General features: G+C 59.3%; 13 protein-coding genes and 1 pseudogene. 5 read left to right on the forward strand and 9 right to left on the reverse strand.

The window, feature by feature from the left end; genetic code table 11:
* Nucleotides 1-153: 153 nt before the first annotated feature.
* Both O7A61_RS00590 and O7A61_RS00595 read left to right on the forward strand, forming a co-directional pair.
* Nucleotides 154-1,659 carry a lipopolysaccharide biosynthesis protein gene (locus O7A61_RS00590; protein WP_337127948.1) on the forward strand — a complete coding sequence of 502 codons (1,506 nt, stop codon included), beginning with the start codon at nucleotides 154-156 and terminating at the stop codon, nucleotides 1,657-1,659.
* A 176-nt stretch (nucleotides 1,660-1,835) separates the two neighbouring features.
* On the forward strand, nucleotides 1,836-4,280 hold the full coding sequence (locus O7A61_RS00595) for a putative Ig domain-containing protein (protein ID WP_337127949.1): 2,445 nt from the start codon (nucleotides 1,836-1,838) through the stop codon (nucleotides 4,278-4,280).
* Nucleotides 4,281-4,543: 263 nt separating this feature from the next.
* Here O7A61_RS00595 and O7A61_RS00600 read toward each other — a convergent pair whose 3' ends face one another.
* The 7 genes from O7A61_RS00600 to O7A61_RS00630 form a co-directional block, all read right to left on the reverse strand.
* Nucleotides 4,544-5,044 carry a nucleoside kinase gene (locus tag O7A61_RS00600; RefSeq protein ID WP_027145856.1) on the reverse strand — a complete coding sequence of 167 codons (501 nt, stop codon included), beginning with the start codon at nucleotides 5,042-5,044 and terminating at the stop codon, nucleotides 4,544-4,546.
* A 113-nt stretch (nucleotides 5,045-5,157) separates the two neighbouring features.
* Nucleotides 5,158-5,412 (reverse strand): hypothetical protein, encoded by a 255-nt coding sequence (locus tag O7A61_RS00605; protein ID WP_156938267.1) that lies wholly within the window; start codon nucleotides 5,410-5,412, stop codon nucleotides 5,158-5,160.
* A 79-nt stretch (nucleotides 5,413-5,491) separates the two neighbouring features.
* Nucleotides 5,492-6,487 (reverse strand): nucleotidyltransferase family protein, encoded by a 996-nt coding sequence (locus O7A61_RS00610; RefSeq protein WP_027145857.1) that lies wholly within the window; start codon nucleotides 6,485-6,487, stop codon nucleotides 5,492-5,494.
* Entirely contained in the window at nucleotides 6,477-7,643 is a 1,167-nt protein-coding gene (locus O7A61_RS00615) for a PqqD family peptide modification chaperone (protein WP_337127950.1), read from the reverse strand. Before O7A61_RS00615 ends, O7A61_RS00610 begins: the two co-directional genes overlap by 11 nt.
* Before the next feature lie 94 nt (nucleotides 7,644-7,737).
* On the reverse strand, nucleotides 7,738-8,754 hold the full coding sequence (locus O7A61_RS00620) for a hypothetical protein (RefSeq protein WP_337127951.1): 1,017 nt from the start codon (nucleotides 8,752-8,754) through the stop codon (nucleotides 7,738-7,740).
* Complete coding sequence (locus tag O7A61_RS00625; RefSeq protein ID WP_337127952.1) at nucleotides 8,751-9,584, reverse strand: hypothetical protein; 834 nt, start codon at nucleotides 9,582-9,584, stop codon at nucleotides 8,751-8,753. Before O7A61_RS00625 ends, O7A61_RS00620 begins: the two co-directional genes overlap by 4 nt.
* A 7-nt stretch (nucleotides 9,585-9,591) precedes the next feature.
* Nucleotides 9,592-10,872 carry an O-antigen ligase family protein gene (locus O7A61_RS00630; protein WP_337127953.1) on the reverse strand — a complete coding sequence of 427 codons (1,281 nt, stop codon included), beginning with the start codon at nucleotides 10,870-10,872 and terminating at the stop codon, nucleotides 9,592-9,594.
* A 404-nt stretch (nucleotides 10,873-11,276) separates the two neighbouring features.
* Between O7A61_RS00630 and O7A61_RS00635 the strand changes: the two genes are divergently transcribed.
* Entirely contained in the window at nucleotides 11,277-11,525 is a 249-nt protein-coding gene (locus O7A61_RS00635) for a hypothetical protein (RefSeq protein ID WP_337106764.1), read from the forward strand.
* 125 nt (nucleotides 11,526-11,650) lie between these two features.
* Here the strand turns inward: O7A61_RS00635 and O7A61_RS00640 are convergent, their stop codons facing one another.
* Entirely contained in the window at nucleotides 11,651-12,238 is a 588-nt protein-coding gene (locus tag O7A61_RS00640; RefSeq protein WP_280940120.1) for a sugar transferase, read from the reverse strand.
* A 557-nt stretch (nucleotides 12,239-12,795) separates the two neighbouring features.
* On the opposite strand from O7A61_RS00640, the gene O7A61_RS00645 reads away from it, so the two are divergent.
* Entirely contained in the window at nucleotides 12,796-13,878 is a 1,083-nt protein-coding gene (locus tag O7A61_RS00645) for a hypothetical protein (protein WP_337127954.1), read from the forward strand.
* Nucleotides 13,879-14,021: 143 nt separating this feature from the next.
* On the opposite strand, the gene O7A61_RS00650 is transcribed toward O7A61_RS00645, so the two are convergent.
* Entirely contained in the window at nucleotides 14,022-14,780 is a 759-nt protein-coding gene (locus O7A61_RS00650; RefSeq protein ID WP_084636857.1) for a LuxR C-terminal-related transcriptional regulator, read from the reverse strand.
* Nucleotides 14,781-15,693: 913 nt separating this feature from the next.
* Between O7A61_RS00650 and O7A61_RS00655 the strand changes: the two are divergent.
* Nucleotides 15,694-15,806: pseudogene (locus O7A61_RS00655) on the forward strand (IS481 family transposase); the annotation flags it as partial.

A 15,806-nucleotide genomic window follows, 5' to 3' on the forward strand; every position in this document is an offset into this window, starting at 1 on the left:
GTCAAAGGACACGGATGACCCTTACGCCGTCATCGCGGCAATGACGAAAATGACCATGGCGCCGATGATCACGGGCGCATCGCCTGCGGCTCGGCGGATCCAGGATGGACGCAGTGGTCGCCTTTTTGAACCGGCCGACGAGTGGAGAGAGATGTGAGCAACAACCGGCGGGGGCTGGCAAAACAAAGTGTCGTGGGCATGTTCTGGACGGGCCTGTCGATGGGCGCCCTCGCGGTCGCCGAGCTCGTCGCACTTCTCGTCCTGGCCCGATTGCTCTCGCCCAATGAGTTCGGCCTTTACTCCGCAGCGCTGATCGTCATCAAGTTTTCGGCGATCTTCCAGGGACTTGGCATCAGCCCCGCAATCGTCCAGCGCCCGGTCCTGGAAGAACGACATCTTCGGGTAGGGTTCACCTTGTCGTGCCTCCTCGGCCTTGTTGTGTCCGCCCTGGTATGGGCGATGGCACCGGCGATTGGCGGTCTGCTTCGGCTCCCCGATCTTGCTCCGATCGTTCGTGCCATCTGCTTTGTGTTCCTTTTCCAAGGCGCTTCCATGGTGGCATTGGCCGCAGCCCAGCGCGCGCTGCGGTTCCGCTGGCTGGCGCTCGTCGACGCCTGCGCCTTCGCCGCTGGCTACGTCGTTGCCGGTCCAGTGCTGGCTTGGTTCGGCTTCGGTATCTGGGCCCTTGTCGGCGCGCTTCTGATCCAGCAATTCATCCGCATGGTCGTGCTGCTCGCTGGCCAGCCGCATCCGATGCTACCTTTGCTGGAACGCCGCGCCACCGTCGAGCTGCTTTATTTCGGAAGCGGTTTCACCATTGCCCGGATATGCAATTACCTCGCCACCCAGGCGGATAGGCTTGTCGTGGGCCGCTGGCTCGGGGCAGATGCGCTTGGCCTGTATGGCCTGTCGTCGCAGCTGATGACGACGCCGGCGGTCATCGTCGGGCAGGTTCTCGATCGAGTGCTGTTCCCGACCATGGCTCTGGTCCAGGAGCAGCCGGCGCGGCTTGCTCGTGCCTATCGCAGCGCGGTCGCGGGTTGCGCTCTGCTGGTCCTGCCGGCCAGTGTGGTCGTAGCGATCGTCGCGCCGGAGTTGGTTGCTGTCATTCTCGGGCGGGGATGGGTCGGGGTAGTCGCGCCGCTCCAGATTCTAGCGTTCAGCATGCTGTTCCGCACGAGCTACAAGCTTAGCGATTCCGTCTCGCGCGCAACAGGGACGGTCTACGCTCGTGCCTGGCGCCAGGCGGTTTTCACCATCGGCGTCTTCGCGGGTTCCCTCATAGGGCAATTCTGGGGCATAGAAGGCGTGGCGTTCGGCGTCGGCGCGGCCTTCGGGATCAACTTCTTCCTCATGGCACAGTTGAGCCTCCGCGTGACCGGCATGACATGGGGGGACTTCCTTGCGGCGCACCTGCCCGGGCTCGCGCTCGCGGGTGTTGTCGGGACTGGCGTCTGGGCAGTCGTGGACTGGCTGCGCGAGTTCCATCTATCTCCTCTTCCCCTGCTCATCGATACGGCATTGCTGGCATCCGCCGGAGGCTTGCTTCTGTGCTGGATCCTGCCGTCGCTGTTCCTTGGACGGGACGGCCTATCACTGCTGCGCCTGCTCGCGGCCGTGGCGCCTGCCTGGCCCAGGCTAAAGAAGGCAACAGACTGACCAGCAGGACATTCGGGCCGCGGCTTTCATGCGCCTGCGATACGGTGGCCATTCGCGCCTGGGGTATGGGAACTGACCTCCTGTCGGGCACGTCGCGATGCCGGCTTTAATCACGGGAAATTGGGGAAGGGAAATCCAACATGACTAAACTGACTGAGGTTGGCGCGAAATTCCTGATGACTGAATTCGGCAGCGATGCAGGCATTGGCGGCGACTGGCTGAACATTGACGATTGGACCCAGCCGAGCGGAAAAGAAAGCGGTAACGAGACGGGTCATGTGCTCTCCGATCTTGGCGAGGGGCTTGCTGCCGAAACCGGCCAGGGCAGCCACACTCCGAACTTGGAACTAGCCGCGAGCAAGCTCGATCTCACTTCCGGGCATGGGATCGTCCCGCCATCGGTAGACGATGGCGGATTGAAATTCACCGGACAGGCCGAGGTGCCGGCCGGACTTGCTATCCATCTGGACAGCACCTTTGTCGACAGCTCCCGGAATCATGCGGACAGAAGCGTCACCTACACCGCCCCTGCCCTTGCAGACACCGGCACGGTCTCGACAGGGGGCGCTGTCGCCACCAGCAGCCTTCTCGCCGCCAGCTCAAGTGCGATCGACCCGATCTTCGAGACCAGGGTGGCGACCGCAGGCGACGACGTCGAGGAGAAAGGCTCCGGTACGATTGGGACCAACATCAACGATCTGGAGCTGGGTTATGACGGCAGCACCCGCCAGACAGTAGGCCTTCGCTTCACCGGCATCGACATCCCTAAGGGTGCCATCATCACCAGCGCCTACATCCAGTTCCAGGCCAACGAGGTGAAAACCGGCGCGGCCTCGCTGCTGATCCAGGGCGACAACACCGACGACGCCAGCCCCTTCACCAGCGCCGCCTTCAATGTCTCCTCGCTTCCCCGGACGACGGCATCCACCGCCTGGACACCGGACCCGTGGACCATCGTCGGCGAACATGGCCTTGCCGAGCGCACGCCGGACCTTACGGCTATCGTCCAGGAGGTCGTCAACCGCTCCGGCTGGGTGGCGCTCAACGACATGGCCTTCCTGATCAGCGGCACCGGGACGCGCACCGCCGATTCATACGAGTACAATCCCGCCAGCGCGCCGCTGCTGCACGTCGAATACCTGTTGCCAGGATCCGGCAAGCCGGTGGCCTTCAACACACCCGCCGATAGCAATTCAGCCGCCAACGAGATTAACGAGCTCGCCGCGGCCGGTGCCCCTACCGGAATTACTGCTTCGGCCACCGATCCCGATGCCGGATCGAGCGTCACCTACAGCATCAACGATGCGCGCTTCGACATCAATTCCAGCACCGGTGTCATCACGCGCTCGGCCGTCGGCACGCTCGACTTCGAGACCCAGCCGTCCATCAACCTGACGGTGACGGCGACCTCCTCCGACGGCAGCACCGCCAACAAGAGCTTCACTCTCGCCGTCCTCGACAGCCCGGAATCGGTCGCATTCAACGCTCCGCCCGACGCCAACACCGCAGCCAACCAGATTCTCCAGAGTGCCCCCGCCGGTACTGCCGTCGGCATCACCGCTTCGGCCTCGGATCCCGATGCCGGCTCGACGGTCACGTACACGATCGACGACTCGCGCTTCGCCATCAATTCCAGCACCGGGGTCATCACGCGATCGAGCAGCGGCACGCTCAACGCCCAGACCGAACCGACAATCAATTTCCATGTCAAAGCCACCTCATCCGACGGCAGCTTCGATACTCACACTTTCACCGTCGACGTCACCGGTAGCAGCCAGCTGCCGACATCGGTGACCCTGGCCCATACCATCCTGACCTCGCAGTGGTCGCCGCCGAGCCCCGATCCTACTGACATCGTCTATATTTCTCACCTTGGCACGCTGCTGGTTGCCGACAGTGAAGTCGATGAAATGCCCATTTTTACCGGCAAGAATCTCTACCAAATGAACCTGGCCGGCAATCTTATGGGAACGCTCAGTACCATCAACTTCTCGGACGAGCCGGCCGGGGTGACTTATAATCCTGCTAACCACCATCTCTTTTTCTCGGACGACACTGGCACGAAGAGCGTCTACGAGTTGAACCCAGGCAAGGATGGGCTTTACAATACGTCCGACGATATCGTGACCTCATTCAAGACCGCCGCGTTCGGCAGCAAGGATTCGGAGGCTCTTGCCTACGACACAAAACGCGGAGTGCTCTATCTCGAGGATGGCTCAAACCATAACATTTACACCATCGCTCCGGGCCAGAACGGCAAATTCGACGGCGTCCCAAGCACGGGCGGCGATGATGTCGTGACGAGTTTTTCTGTGCAATCGCTCGGAAACCCTGCTGACGGGGGCCTCGCGTATGATGCGGTCCACGACCTGCTTTACGTCATCGTGTCACGCACCTCGGTGGCAATGATAACGCCAACCGGGGATCTGCTGGGCACGCTCGATATCTCGGCGGCCGACGCGCATAAACCGGCCGGATTGGCGCTGGCGCCGAGCAGCGACGATCCGAGCCATCATATGAGCCTCTATATCGTCGATCGGGGCGTGGACAATAACACGGATCCAAACGAGAACGACGGCAAGATCTATGAATTCCATTTGAACGATTGGGTAATCGCCTGATCCGGCACGGCTTCGCGCCTTCAAGTCAGTCGTTAGGGCGTCCGGCAATCCGCAAGCTGCCGGTCGGCTAGTCTCAGCGCCGCCAGTGAGCCGTTCAGGCGACTACAGCATGTCGCGGCGAATAGGATTCGCCCGACCTGCTGTAAGCTTCTGATTTTATGCATGTCGTTATTCCGGAACCGAGGACACTTCCGGGCGACATGCATTAGCGTCTTCCCGAACCATTCGAATGCTTCCATCCCATTCACGATGCGTTCGGGGCTTCAGGCGAGTTGAGCGAGGATATCGTCGACAACGCCTGGGACCGTGCCCGCCGTGTCGATATCGATGCCAACGGGAAGATATTCTCGGGTATGATGGTAGCGCAGTACCAGCCGCCGCTCGGCCGGATCGAAACCTGGCTCATTCGGTCGCCCATCCAATCGTCGGTTCAACGTCTCAACGTCTACGTCGAGCACAAAGACCTTGTCGAATAAGTCCAGGAATTTCTGGAAATTGCGCGACCCGCCACAGAAGAAGGTGGCAGGATGGGTGGTGTCGGCAGCAATGGCCCGGACCTTGTCGACGGGCCAAATCCAGTGCGCGTATCCCCAGGCGATGCGATCCTCGCCTTCGGGTGGTCCTGGCAGTGCCTTGCCTGTTTCGGGGTCGCCGACATAGGCCAAGACCCGGTCACCATGGACGACATGATAACCCCGCCGCTCCAGTTCGGTAGCGACAGACGTTTTTCCAGTGCCGGAACCGCCTTCGCCAACGTGTGTCAGCGCCGATAAAAAAAGCCCGGACCGCCGGCGGCACTCTGGGCGCCGCAAGCGGTCTGGGCTTTCACGAAGGGCTGAGCCCTATGTCGTCGAGACGCTGTTTTTCAGCGACCTGCTCAATGATCTTTTTTCACCTGGCCGGGCGGACCGACGTGAATATGGTTCTCGTCTCCCCAACCATTGCCGGGGCGTGTGCCGCCCGATTTGGCAATTGCCTTGGAGTTCAAGCTTGTGCCGAGCAGAAGCGTCACAGCCGGCGGCGTAACCGCCGCAAAACGCCCCGCCTTCTTAAGAAAGTCACGGCGCGCTTGAGCCTCCGAGACCAGCGTCTCTTGCGTCCGTTCCGAGCGTTTTGTGCTTTCTATTGACATTTCGACCTCCCACAAACTTTCTCAAATTCGCAGGTTGATCTTACGCTTTCCATACAGGCGCACTAGTTCCCCAAAAGGCTTAGATTTTCGTGCGAGGATTGAAGAGCGTGCGAGCGACGCGATGCAAGGGGTCCGACGGCCCACGTTTCGCCAACCCGTAGGCGCGTGAAAACCGCCATATGCCCCACATCAAATTGCCTGCCAGGCGCAGCGGGGCGCCTATGATGGGGTGGGTCGCCGTAAAGACGCGCCTCCAGTGCTGGAAACGGACCATCGGGCGTTGTGTACATTTTGCGGGGATTCTGGTTCCAAAGAAATGATGCAAGGCCAAGAGCTGGGTGTCGAGCGCATTGCGGGCGCTCCGATCCGGCATGGATTCCTGCAGTGACATCCAGTCCACGTCCTCGCTTTCCGCCAATCGGGCCAGATCATGAAGGTGTCTGAGATCTATCCTTCCGCGCCAGTAATCTCCCTCCTTGAGAAGGTCGTGCACCATCCAATGCAGGGCGCGAGACCGAGCGGGAGGAATGTTCACCCGAAGTCCTCCGAGTTGGACGAGTTCGGGAGGGGCATAGCAGGTTGGTTGGCTCGGCCGAAGTTCCAGCATTCCGGCGTCATGCTCGCGGGCCATGCCTCGGGCGCCCGCCACATCGACGTAGCCAAGCTCTTCAAGACAGGTCCGGGCGAACGTCTCTTCGCGCGGGTCCACGGCCAAATCGAGGTCACTCGTCATCCTGCTGGGAACCTGGCCGCCCGGCGAAAGGAACAGAGGAACGGCCCCCTTGAGCAGAAACGGTACGATGTCGCGGCCATTGAGGGCCGCAATGGCTTCACGCAGTTGAGTACGCAAGCGCAGGTTCCGTTCGCGATTGCAGTCGTAAACGAACCGAAGGTACTCGCGCACGTCCTGCGGGAGTTGATGGATTTGTCCGGCCCGAGCGAGTGACGAGAACAAATCGGGTGTGAGCAGAGTGTGATTTGCCAGAGCGATCACGGCCTGCCAGTCGGCGCTGTCGGTCGGAGCGCCGCGAAGTCCAGCGACCAACGCCTTAAGCGCGTTGCCTCTACTCGTCATGGCATGCTTTCGAGATAAGCTGTACCGCATCATCAAGCCCCGAATAGGTCAGGCAATAGGTTTGCGCCGAGCCGATGAGTTGGGTGAGCACTTCGAAAGCGGTGCCACTGAGCTCTCCGCCGGGTGCCAGCGCGCCGTTGAGCAGGCCGCGCAATGCGTGAGCTGGATCGATCGGCTCCAGGCTAGCTTTCGAGTCACGACCTCGACGGAGCAGGACCACGCAGCCAATGGGTAGGGGAGCGGGAGGCAACGGCACGAACGCCTTGGGCACGGCAAATCGTACACGCTTGCGGTCGGGGCGGCGACAGATCGGAACGGCATCGAGGCCGGGGCAGTATTTGGCCAGCAACGGCCATGCTCCCGCCTTGACTGCCGGGGCAAACGGAAGGCCGACGCCATGCCCGCTAGAGTCCAGCAGCGTCACATCATCGGCGACAAAGCCAAATCCTGCATGGACCAGTGCCAAGGTCAGCGTCGTCTTGCCCGCGCCCGGATTGCCACAAAGAAGGACGATGCGTTCATTTCCGAGAAGCGCAGCCGCATGGAGGGCAAGTTCATATGCGCCGTAATCCAGAACCTCGGTCAGTAATTGGCCCTTCAGCATGACGGGTAGTTCGTCGAGGGAGCAGGACAAAATCCACTTGCCATCCCGCAACAGATGGGCTCTCCCTCCCTGCCCAACCACTTCGAGCAGTACGTCGGCAGTATCTCTTTTGACCTCGAGGTGGCGAAATACGGAAATGGCGGGAAAGGCGTAGGCTGCCGGATAGACGATGCGTATGTTGAGGCCCGCAACTGCGACCACCTGGCTCAAAGGCTTTTGAGCTGACGAAGTAGACACGGGTGCGCAGGGTCGTATCAGGTTCAGCCGCTGCCAATCTTCGAGTGCAGCCTCGACATGCCTGTCTGCCTCAAGTCTATCAACGCCACTGCGCGCCATCTCGACCGAGATGGCGTGCGGTGGCATACCTTCTTCCAGAGAGCGCCAGATGTCGGCAGCAGTATCGTTGACGGCGAAAATGGCCTTCTGAGAAGGGCTGAACAGGATATTTTGTCCCCTGACGCGTACCAACCGCCCCTGGATCACAAACCTCCCAGGGCCGTGATCGGCGGATCCTGATGCCACACTTCTGTCAATCGCCTCGTGCTGGTTCATCGCGGTGACGGTCCATGTTGTTGTTGCAAGCAGGGTGCATGCGAGCGCCACCTGTCTTTGCAGTTCGGATAGTCATTGCCGACGGTGCGACTTCTCACAGCAATTCGTCGGAGAACCGGCCCACGTCCTGATGCGCCGCGATCCACTGGAGATGCGCCTTGTTCCAATATTCGCGGGCGTTGGCGCCCGTCAGCAATCTGAAACCAGATGGCGGCAGCGGCAACGAGGAGGGGATTGGCTCGTCGGGCAGCCACAGCAAAACGTTGTCGCGGCTTTCAATCGTCAGCCGCCATGTTCTTTCCAGGCGATGGAATCCACGCATGTTGGCCGCGGCCAATGCGAAAACCGATTCCGTGATCCTCAACCTGGGCGACTGATCGACAGCCTTGATCGGCGCCTGATGTGTGATTTCGCCCTTGGACAGAAAGGCATGCATACGAATGAGGGATTTGTCGACCCGCACCGTTTGCCCTGTTCCGTCCCGCTCGTTTGACGCAGGGTCCAGGCTGATCCCCGAGAAACATCCGTCAAACAGGCAATCTTCGACAATACCGCTGAGGAGATAGTCGTTCTCCACCGCATCATCCCTGATTTCGCTGAGCCAGCACCCTTTGAGGCGAAAGCCGTCGGCGTGCTCGGCGAGGCGAATGCCATCCCAGCAGCGACGGGCACGCACCCCCTCAATTGTCGCATCGGTGGTTCCGTCCCTGACAAGCAAAGCCGCGCTGTTGCAGTAGGTGTCCCGCCAATCAGACGTTAGCGGTACCTGGCCGTCGAAGCGGCCGCCGACAAAGCAAACCCCTGGACAGTTGCGGATGACGACGGGATAGCGATTGACCGGCAACGTCCCCTCGTCGCAGCCCATCGTCGCGCTGGGATCGCTGTTTCTGCTGTTGGCAACCGTGAAGGAAGCATTGCGAGCGTTGATAGTTGCTCCCGGCTGGAGATTCCGAATTAATTGCTGTTTGAAGCCATACTCACCCGCCAGGACGAACTCGTTGCCTCCCGGCGTCTGTCCGCCTTGCGCTCGGAGCGAACTCGGCAACAAAGCGATTACAGGGTACAAGCCAGCGACGGCCATGAAAGAACGGCGGTCCATTTTCGTGCTCATTGACCTACCCTATCGCACGGCCGCTGCCGTTCAAGGCAGGCCAGTAGCACTGCATCGAGAACCCTTTCGGCGACGTCTTCGGGCGAGGCAAACCTCTCCACGTTGACCGCCACCAATACGCCGGCGTGATCTTCCGTTCCCATCCTCCACTCAAGATCGGTCGCAATCTGGCGGCAAGCGCCATCCGCGGTCGACCACAGATCAAGGTCGCGGTCAGGAGATGTCCTTTGCATCCGCGAGGACCGATCGCCCCTTTTCAGAAGTCGATCTCGTGCCACGCCGATCTCGCCGCGCAGATGGACAAAAGCAATATCGCGCACGCCAATGGCGAACAGGATATCAAGCCACTTCTCGGATGTTGCCCCACGCCTGCTCTTAAGCAAGATGGATAGGAATCCCTGCAACAGGCCCTGGTCCATGACCATAATTGTATTTCTTCCCTGTCTCTCGCTTTGAACATAAGCAATCAGAAACGAAAGGTTCCAGATGACTCTGACTGTGTCGACAATTGATGATTGCCCACCTTCGATGACAAAGCGCGCAATTCGCGAGAGCAGAGAGCGAAACTCACGATCCCTAAGCCTTGGTGCAACAATACCTATTCTGTAGATCTGGCGGCTGATGAACTTTCTTGTCTCCGACGCTACCCGCACATCACCCACCAACGGGCCGTGCCGCCGCAAACCGTTCGCCAACAGGGTGGTTGCGGTTGTCTTTCCAATCCCGGGGAGACCAAAGAATTCCACAAATCGAATGTCTGTTTGAAGTGGGCGTGGTTCGACGTTTGGCGCCAAGCCTGCCGTCAGGTCACGGACTGTGTGCGAAGCCATGGGAATTTCAATGTTGAAAGAGCTGGGACCCTGGAATCGCGTACAATTTCGGACGCTCAGGGCCGGTCTGCAGTGATCGTTGGATGCCGCGATAGAAGATGAGCAAAGCCAACGGCAGCCAGAAGAAAGGCGCTGTCGATGGACCGAAGGAGTCGCTCATCTGGTTTGCGATGATGTAGTTCCACAGGGAAACCGACGTTCCAAGCACCATCACGTTCACTTCCGCCGCATGGTCGCCCCCCCTGTCATTGCCGAACAATGTGCAGAACACGACCCTGACCAGATATGCCATGACCACGAGAACCAGCATCGACACCAACGCCAAGCCGGGCACTCCCAGTGTTCTAAAGAAGTCAATGAACAGATTATGGCTATGGGGTGCGATATCTTGCACCCATTGCCCTGCCCCCACACCCGTGAACGGGTGCGACAGGCCGAGATCGATCGATATAGACCACAGTCGCTGCCGCGATACCACCGAATGCGCCTCGCCTCCGGAAAGTTGAAGGGCCAGCAGGCCGTAAGCCCGTGGATTTAGGAACTGCAATGTCAGCAGGCTCGCTTCGAACAATATCGGAGCGGCAATGGTTCCCACGATTACTTTTAACGGACTCTGCTTTCTTCTGATTAAATATATACTGTATAGCGCAAAGAAAAGACCAAGGCCCACCACTCCGAGAACGAAGTTGGTCTTCGAACCCGATTTCACCAAACCCAGGAGCACGGCAGCGAGGCAGCCCATAAGGAGAAGTCGGTGCCGGCGGGATGTGACCAGCTTCGCGGCGACAAGCGGCAGACCAGCCGACAACGCGATCCCGAGTTGGTTCGAGTGCTTGAAATAGCCTTCAGCCCGATCGGCGAATCTGGCATCGCCCAGCCCGATTGCGACAAGACAGGATGTTACGACAGTCATGATGACTATGGTCGTCACAACCCTGTCGACTGCCACGAGACCCTTGGGTCTCATGGAGATCGCCGCGACTGCTGGAATGATCGCGAAGCCAAACACTTGTGAGAAAACCGCGCGCATCGTCCTCATCGGATTGTCTGCGTAGAGCATCGACAGTAGAGAGAGAACGATGATGACAGCAGATATCGTCAGCACCGCAGTCGTCAGGGCGGCCTCAATCCGATGGAGGCGTCTTGCTGTTTCCGCATAGGCACCGACACTTAGCAGAGCGCAGAACAGTGCCAGCACGAAGGAAAGCGAGCCATCCGTTCCGGCAATCCGCGTGGCGCCAGGGAACCAGATGGACAGGATCAGCAAAAGGACAGATACCTGAAGCATAGGTAGAATGTCACGTTCGAGGCATTATGCGGGAACTGCGCACCGACGCAGCCTCGCGTTGATGCGCAACGTCCAGCGCCTTGTTGTCCTGAATAGCTGCACTGATAAACACAGGCTTGGCGTCCGGATCATAAATCATTGCATGCTGCCGCACGGCGGGTGAACTTCCGCATACCTATTTCCATGCAGCGTAGGCTCGGCGGGTGGACAAGGAAATGAGCGAAAAGGGGGCATTCGGACAGGGTGCTCTACGCCTTTTGTGCAGCGCGGGGGAGTATGCGGCGATTTCCCGCCCCTCGATCGCTCGGCGAGGCGGTGCAGCCGGATTGAGTGTTGGTACCGATTTCGCAGATGTGGGAGACTTGGAGATGGCACACTGAGTCTTCCACCCATAGGAGATCGCCGTGCTTTGGGGCCTTGTCGTCGTCGGTGTGATCGGCATTTTGCTGGGATTTCGTTTTCGAGTTGCCGCGCTCATTGTCGTGACCGCGGTGACTGTCGTGGGCGGCGTCGCTGCAGGCGGCATCGGCAGTGTATTTGATTGGCACCACCTCATCTCAATCCTGCTTCTCGTTGTCGTTCTACAGGGGGCCTACTTGCTCGGCCTCTTCCTTGGCGTAATCTGGCGCCAAGGCATGTCACGTGAGCAGTAATGGTCTGCGGCTGCCATTTCGCCGCGGCTGGCGGGCGCCGCACCTTTCGCCATTGCGATCGCGACAGCACGCTGCGGTTTTTAAGCAAAGCAATGCATCGGGCAAGAATTTGCGATGCGCATTAATCAAGACGCACGGTCGAATTTCATCACGGCGCCCACGGTCCGGACGAGAATGACAACATCGGCCCATAGGGACCATTCCCGCACATATCGGCTGTCGATAGAGACACGACTGGGATAGTCCATTGCGTCTCTGCCGGCCACCTGCCAAAGGCCAGTTAGTCCAGGCCGGGTTTTTAGATAATCGATCGCAGAGGAGCCGTAACGTTGAAGTTCGTCGGGAACGACCGGACGAGGGCCGACGCAACTCATCTCGCCGCGCAGCACGTTGATGAGTTGAGGCAGCTCATCCAGGCTAGACTTCCTGAGAATGCGCCCCAGGAATGTGATCCGCGGGTCATTCTTGAATTTCCAATTCTGCTCCCACTCCTTGGCGGCTTCGGGATTGCTCGCGAGATAGTCGGCCAGGACCCGCTCCGAGTTGGCCACCATGGTCCTGAATTTGTAACAGGCGAAGCGCCTGCCGTTGAACCCGATCCGGGTGTGTGAGAACACCGCCGGTCCGCCGTCGGTCACCAATATCAAAAGGGCAACCGCCAGCATCACCGGCGCAGCGAGGACAAGCGCGATCAATGCGACGGTCATGTCCATCATCCTCTTGCGCCGGCCTCCAAGCGGACGGAGGTTTTGGCCGACGCGGATGCCTGGCCCGCGGTGCTTTATGTCAAAGGCGCTTATTGTCACGGATGTCACCAAGAAACGCTGCTGGTTTTGCTGCCCAACTTCACAGCGGCGCGTCATTCTCGGCAAGAGAAGCAAAGGAGGTAGCGCCGTACCCAGCGCTCGTTACCCCCTTAGCCTGATCCGAGCGTCGCAGGCGTAGCCTCGGTAAGTCTTCCGATCAAACGGGGTATCACCAAGCATCCGTTTGCTGCAGTAGCAGTTCGGGCAGGTTCGGCTGTATTGCCAAAGCGCGCATTGGAACGGGTTCGGCCACCAAGAGGTCAAAGGGCCAACCAAATTTGGACCGTCACTCGCCTGGGCGAGAATAGAATAGACAGGAACTACTTTACCAAATGCGAAGGCCGCAAACGCATCAGCCAACGCAATGCAGGAAATGCACGCGCATCGCGCCCAGACGAGACCGGCAGGGCAGCGGATCCGCTTAAAGGACATTGCCGGCCTACCAGATAGTGAGAGCGCGCAACGTGGTGCCCAGCTTCATGCCTACATCACGTCATTTTTCAGCAAGGTCGTTTGCTCGTGATGTTCCCGAGATCGACCGTGCCGAAGTCCTTGCTCTCGTGCGCAAGCAAATAGCCTTGCTCGATCTCGATCTCTCCGGCCTCACCGTGGTCGTTGGCGCTGCGACAGGATACCAAGCAGTGACTGCGGCAGCGGCGGCGCTCGCTAAGGCCAGCCGCGTCGTTGCGCTCACTCGCATATCCTCCAGACATCCGAGCCTGGCAGCAGCCGCGACCGCGACGTTGGCATTTGCCAATTTTGCCAACGTGTCGGAATGCGTGGAAGTGACGGACCGCATCGACAGCCGCAAATGGCAGGACGTCGACCTCGTCACGAACTCCCTCCAGGTCGGGCCGATTTCTAGATCGCTTGTCGAACTCTTACCCTCTCATGCGGTTGTTTCGCTAATGGCTGGACCATGGGAGCTTCGGCCTGGCACTGTGGACTTCGACGCCTGTGACGAGGCTGGCATTAAGGTTGCGGCTCTCAATCTCAACCATCCAGCCGTAGACCTGCTGCCAGAGTTCGCGCGGTTATGCTGCACCTTGCTGGACGATGCCGGTGTCGATCTACGCGCGGCCAAGCTCGCCATCGTCTGCGACACGCCCTGTGCATCATCCCTTGAATATGCGCTCCGCGAGCGCGGGGCGGGAGTAAGCGTTTTTTCGCACCCGGTGCTGCTGACCGACGATGCATGGGATGTCATCGTCGTAGCGATGCGACCCAGCGACAAACCACCAATGGACATCAACAGCCTTGGCCGAATTGGCCGGAACTCGAACCAAACGCTGTTGGTGCAGTTCAGCGGCGGGATCGATCGCTCGGCCGCCAGCTATTTCGGCCTCACGGTTTGGCCGCCGAAGAGGCCCGGCCGCGATCAGCTAGGCTTGCCACTTGACGTACTCGGAGCAGCTCCGACGGTCCGCAGGCTGACGGGAGGGCTGAAAGCCGCCGAAGCAGCATATCGGGGCGCAGAGCTGGGCGAGGACAGTGTTGGATTCCTCGTGAAGGCAAGGTCCGCGACCATTGAGAGGCAACGCACTTAAACATCAGCGCGAGCGACTCTGTTTCGCGAAAACGACCCGGACGGGTGTCCAACCACCTTATAGGAACAGCCAGCCCCAAAAAGGTCCTCTCAACGGGTCCGGCAATTGTTGCCGGACCCGCTAGGTAAAGTCCGAAGCAGCCGTCATAGCAACATCTGTCTGAGCTTGTAGGCTACTTCCGTGCGGTTCGTAGCCTTCAGTTTCTTCATGATATTGCGGATGTGGACCTTGACCGTGCTCTCGCAAAGATTGAGTTCGTAGGCAATTATCTTGTTCGCCTTGCCTTTCCTGAGCGCCTCTACGACCGCAGCCTCGCGTATCGTGAACATGCCGGCGAGCGGCCGGGCACCGTTTGCCGTCGAGTGGATGATCTCTCGAAGCGCCAGCACGCAACTGGCGGGTACAAAGATCCCTCCCGCGCGAGCGAGACCAATGGCCTCGGCAGCGACTTTCACCTTCACGCTTGTGGGAATGTAGCCTCGGGCTCCGCATTCGAGTGCGGCGAGGACCTCCCCCGGGTCGTCGGAATCCACCACGACGATTACAGGTACGGTTCCAATCTCAGCAATGAAGTCCGTAAGTTCCGCCCGAACGCTCTGCTCGGAGACCTTTCTGGCGCCAAGAATGACCAGGATCGCGGATGGCTCCTCTTTCCCGGCAATGTGCTGGATTTCGTCAAGCGATCCTACCGCGCTAACGCGCAAAGTGGGATTGTGTTCGATAAGGCCACGAGCAAGGCATTCACGTTCAAGCGCTCGCTTGTCTACAATCAGGACGAGGCCTTCGCTTCGGTGCTCTTCTTCGACATCGGATCTGCCTAGACCATTCGCGCCCGGCAGATGTCCATTATGTAGCGGTACTGCTGCATCATTCCAGGAATCGGAAATTTGGTGAGGTCCCATCGCCTTACATACTCCTCTCCGTCGCCGACTTGCTTTTCTCCCTTTGATTTGGGCCCCGCAAAGCTTGTCAGACGCGTGAACTGATACGCTCCATCGTGTCAGGCTGCCTAGATTTAACCGGGGATTGGATTCAAGGAGTAGAGCATACGCCGCCCCAACGCACGGACGTATGGCCTCCCCGCCCTATGGAGGTAACCCAACCTAAAGGGCATACTACAATGCTGTGGAAAGGGCGCATTAATCCTGGTTAACAATTGGTAATTATATATTAGCTAGCTAATATGTCCAAAGGTATTACAACCTGCAATTGTGTTGAGCTTGTCTCGCACCAATAAGCCGAGACAGGGATTGCGACTGGTGATTTCCTGTTTGCCGGCCAACAAACCATACGGCCGCGAATCGCGGCGAACTCGGCGACCGAGGTGCACATTGGTTCGACCTCGCCGCCATGGCCAAGCGCCTCGGCAAGACCAACCAGATCGATGGTGACTTGGTCAGCTGTTTCCCGCCAAGGCGAGAACGAGGGATAGTGGCAGCGCTGCAAGCCTGATCCCGCAAATCGCCGGAAGAGAGCGTGAGACGGCGCCTGCACGTCACTGGCTGATCGGTCATCGGTTGAGCCCCGAATGTTGTCCTCATACTTCTTTCGTATGCTTTGCGCGTCTTGGGTATGAGCGCATATAGTCCGTTATCCCCCGGTGCCGTTTCTCACAAACTGCCCGTCGGTTAGGCCCGGTGTCCTAGCCGCATCCCAACAAGGGGGTGCCGGGCCGCTCCATCCAGACTGAAGCCGCCACCCCATCTGCGAGGCGACTGCCATCCGCCCTAGCTGTGAGCTTTCGGGAGGTTGTCCATTCGGACCGGACCGAGGAGACTGGAGTTACCAGGCTTCAGTACAGATCGGAGGGTCCGAATGAACATCCACAAGAATGCCCGTCTGACGCCGCTGCGTCGAGAGGAGATGGCGCTGTCGATTATTGAAGGCCGTCTTTCCAAAGCCGATGCGGCGCGGAGATATGGTGTGTC

Source organism: Mesorhizobium sp. Cs1321R2N1 (assembly GCF_037179725.1).
Taxonomy (GTDB): domain Bacteria; phylum Pseudomonadota; class Alphaproteobacteria; order Rhizobiales; family Rhizobiaceae; genus Mesorhizobium; species Mesorhizobium salmacidum.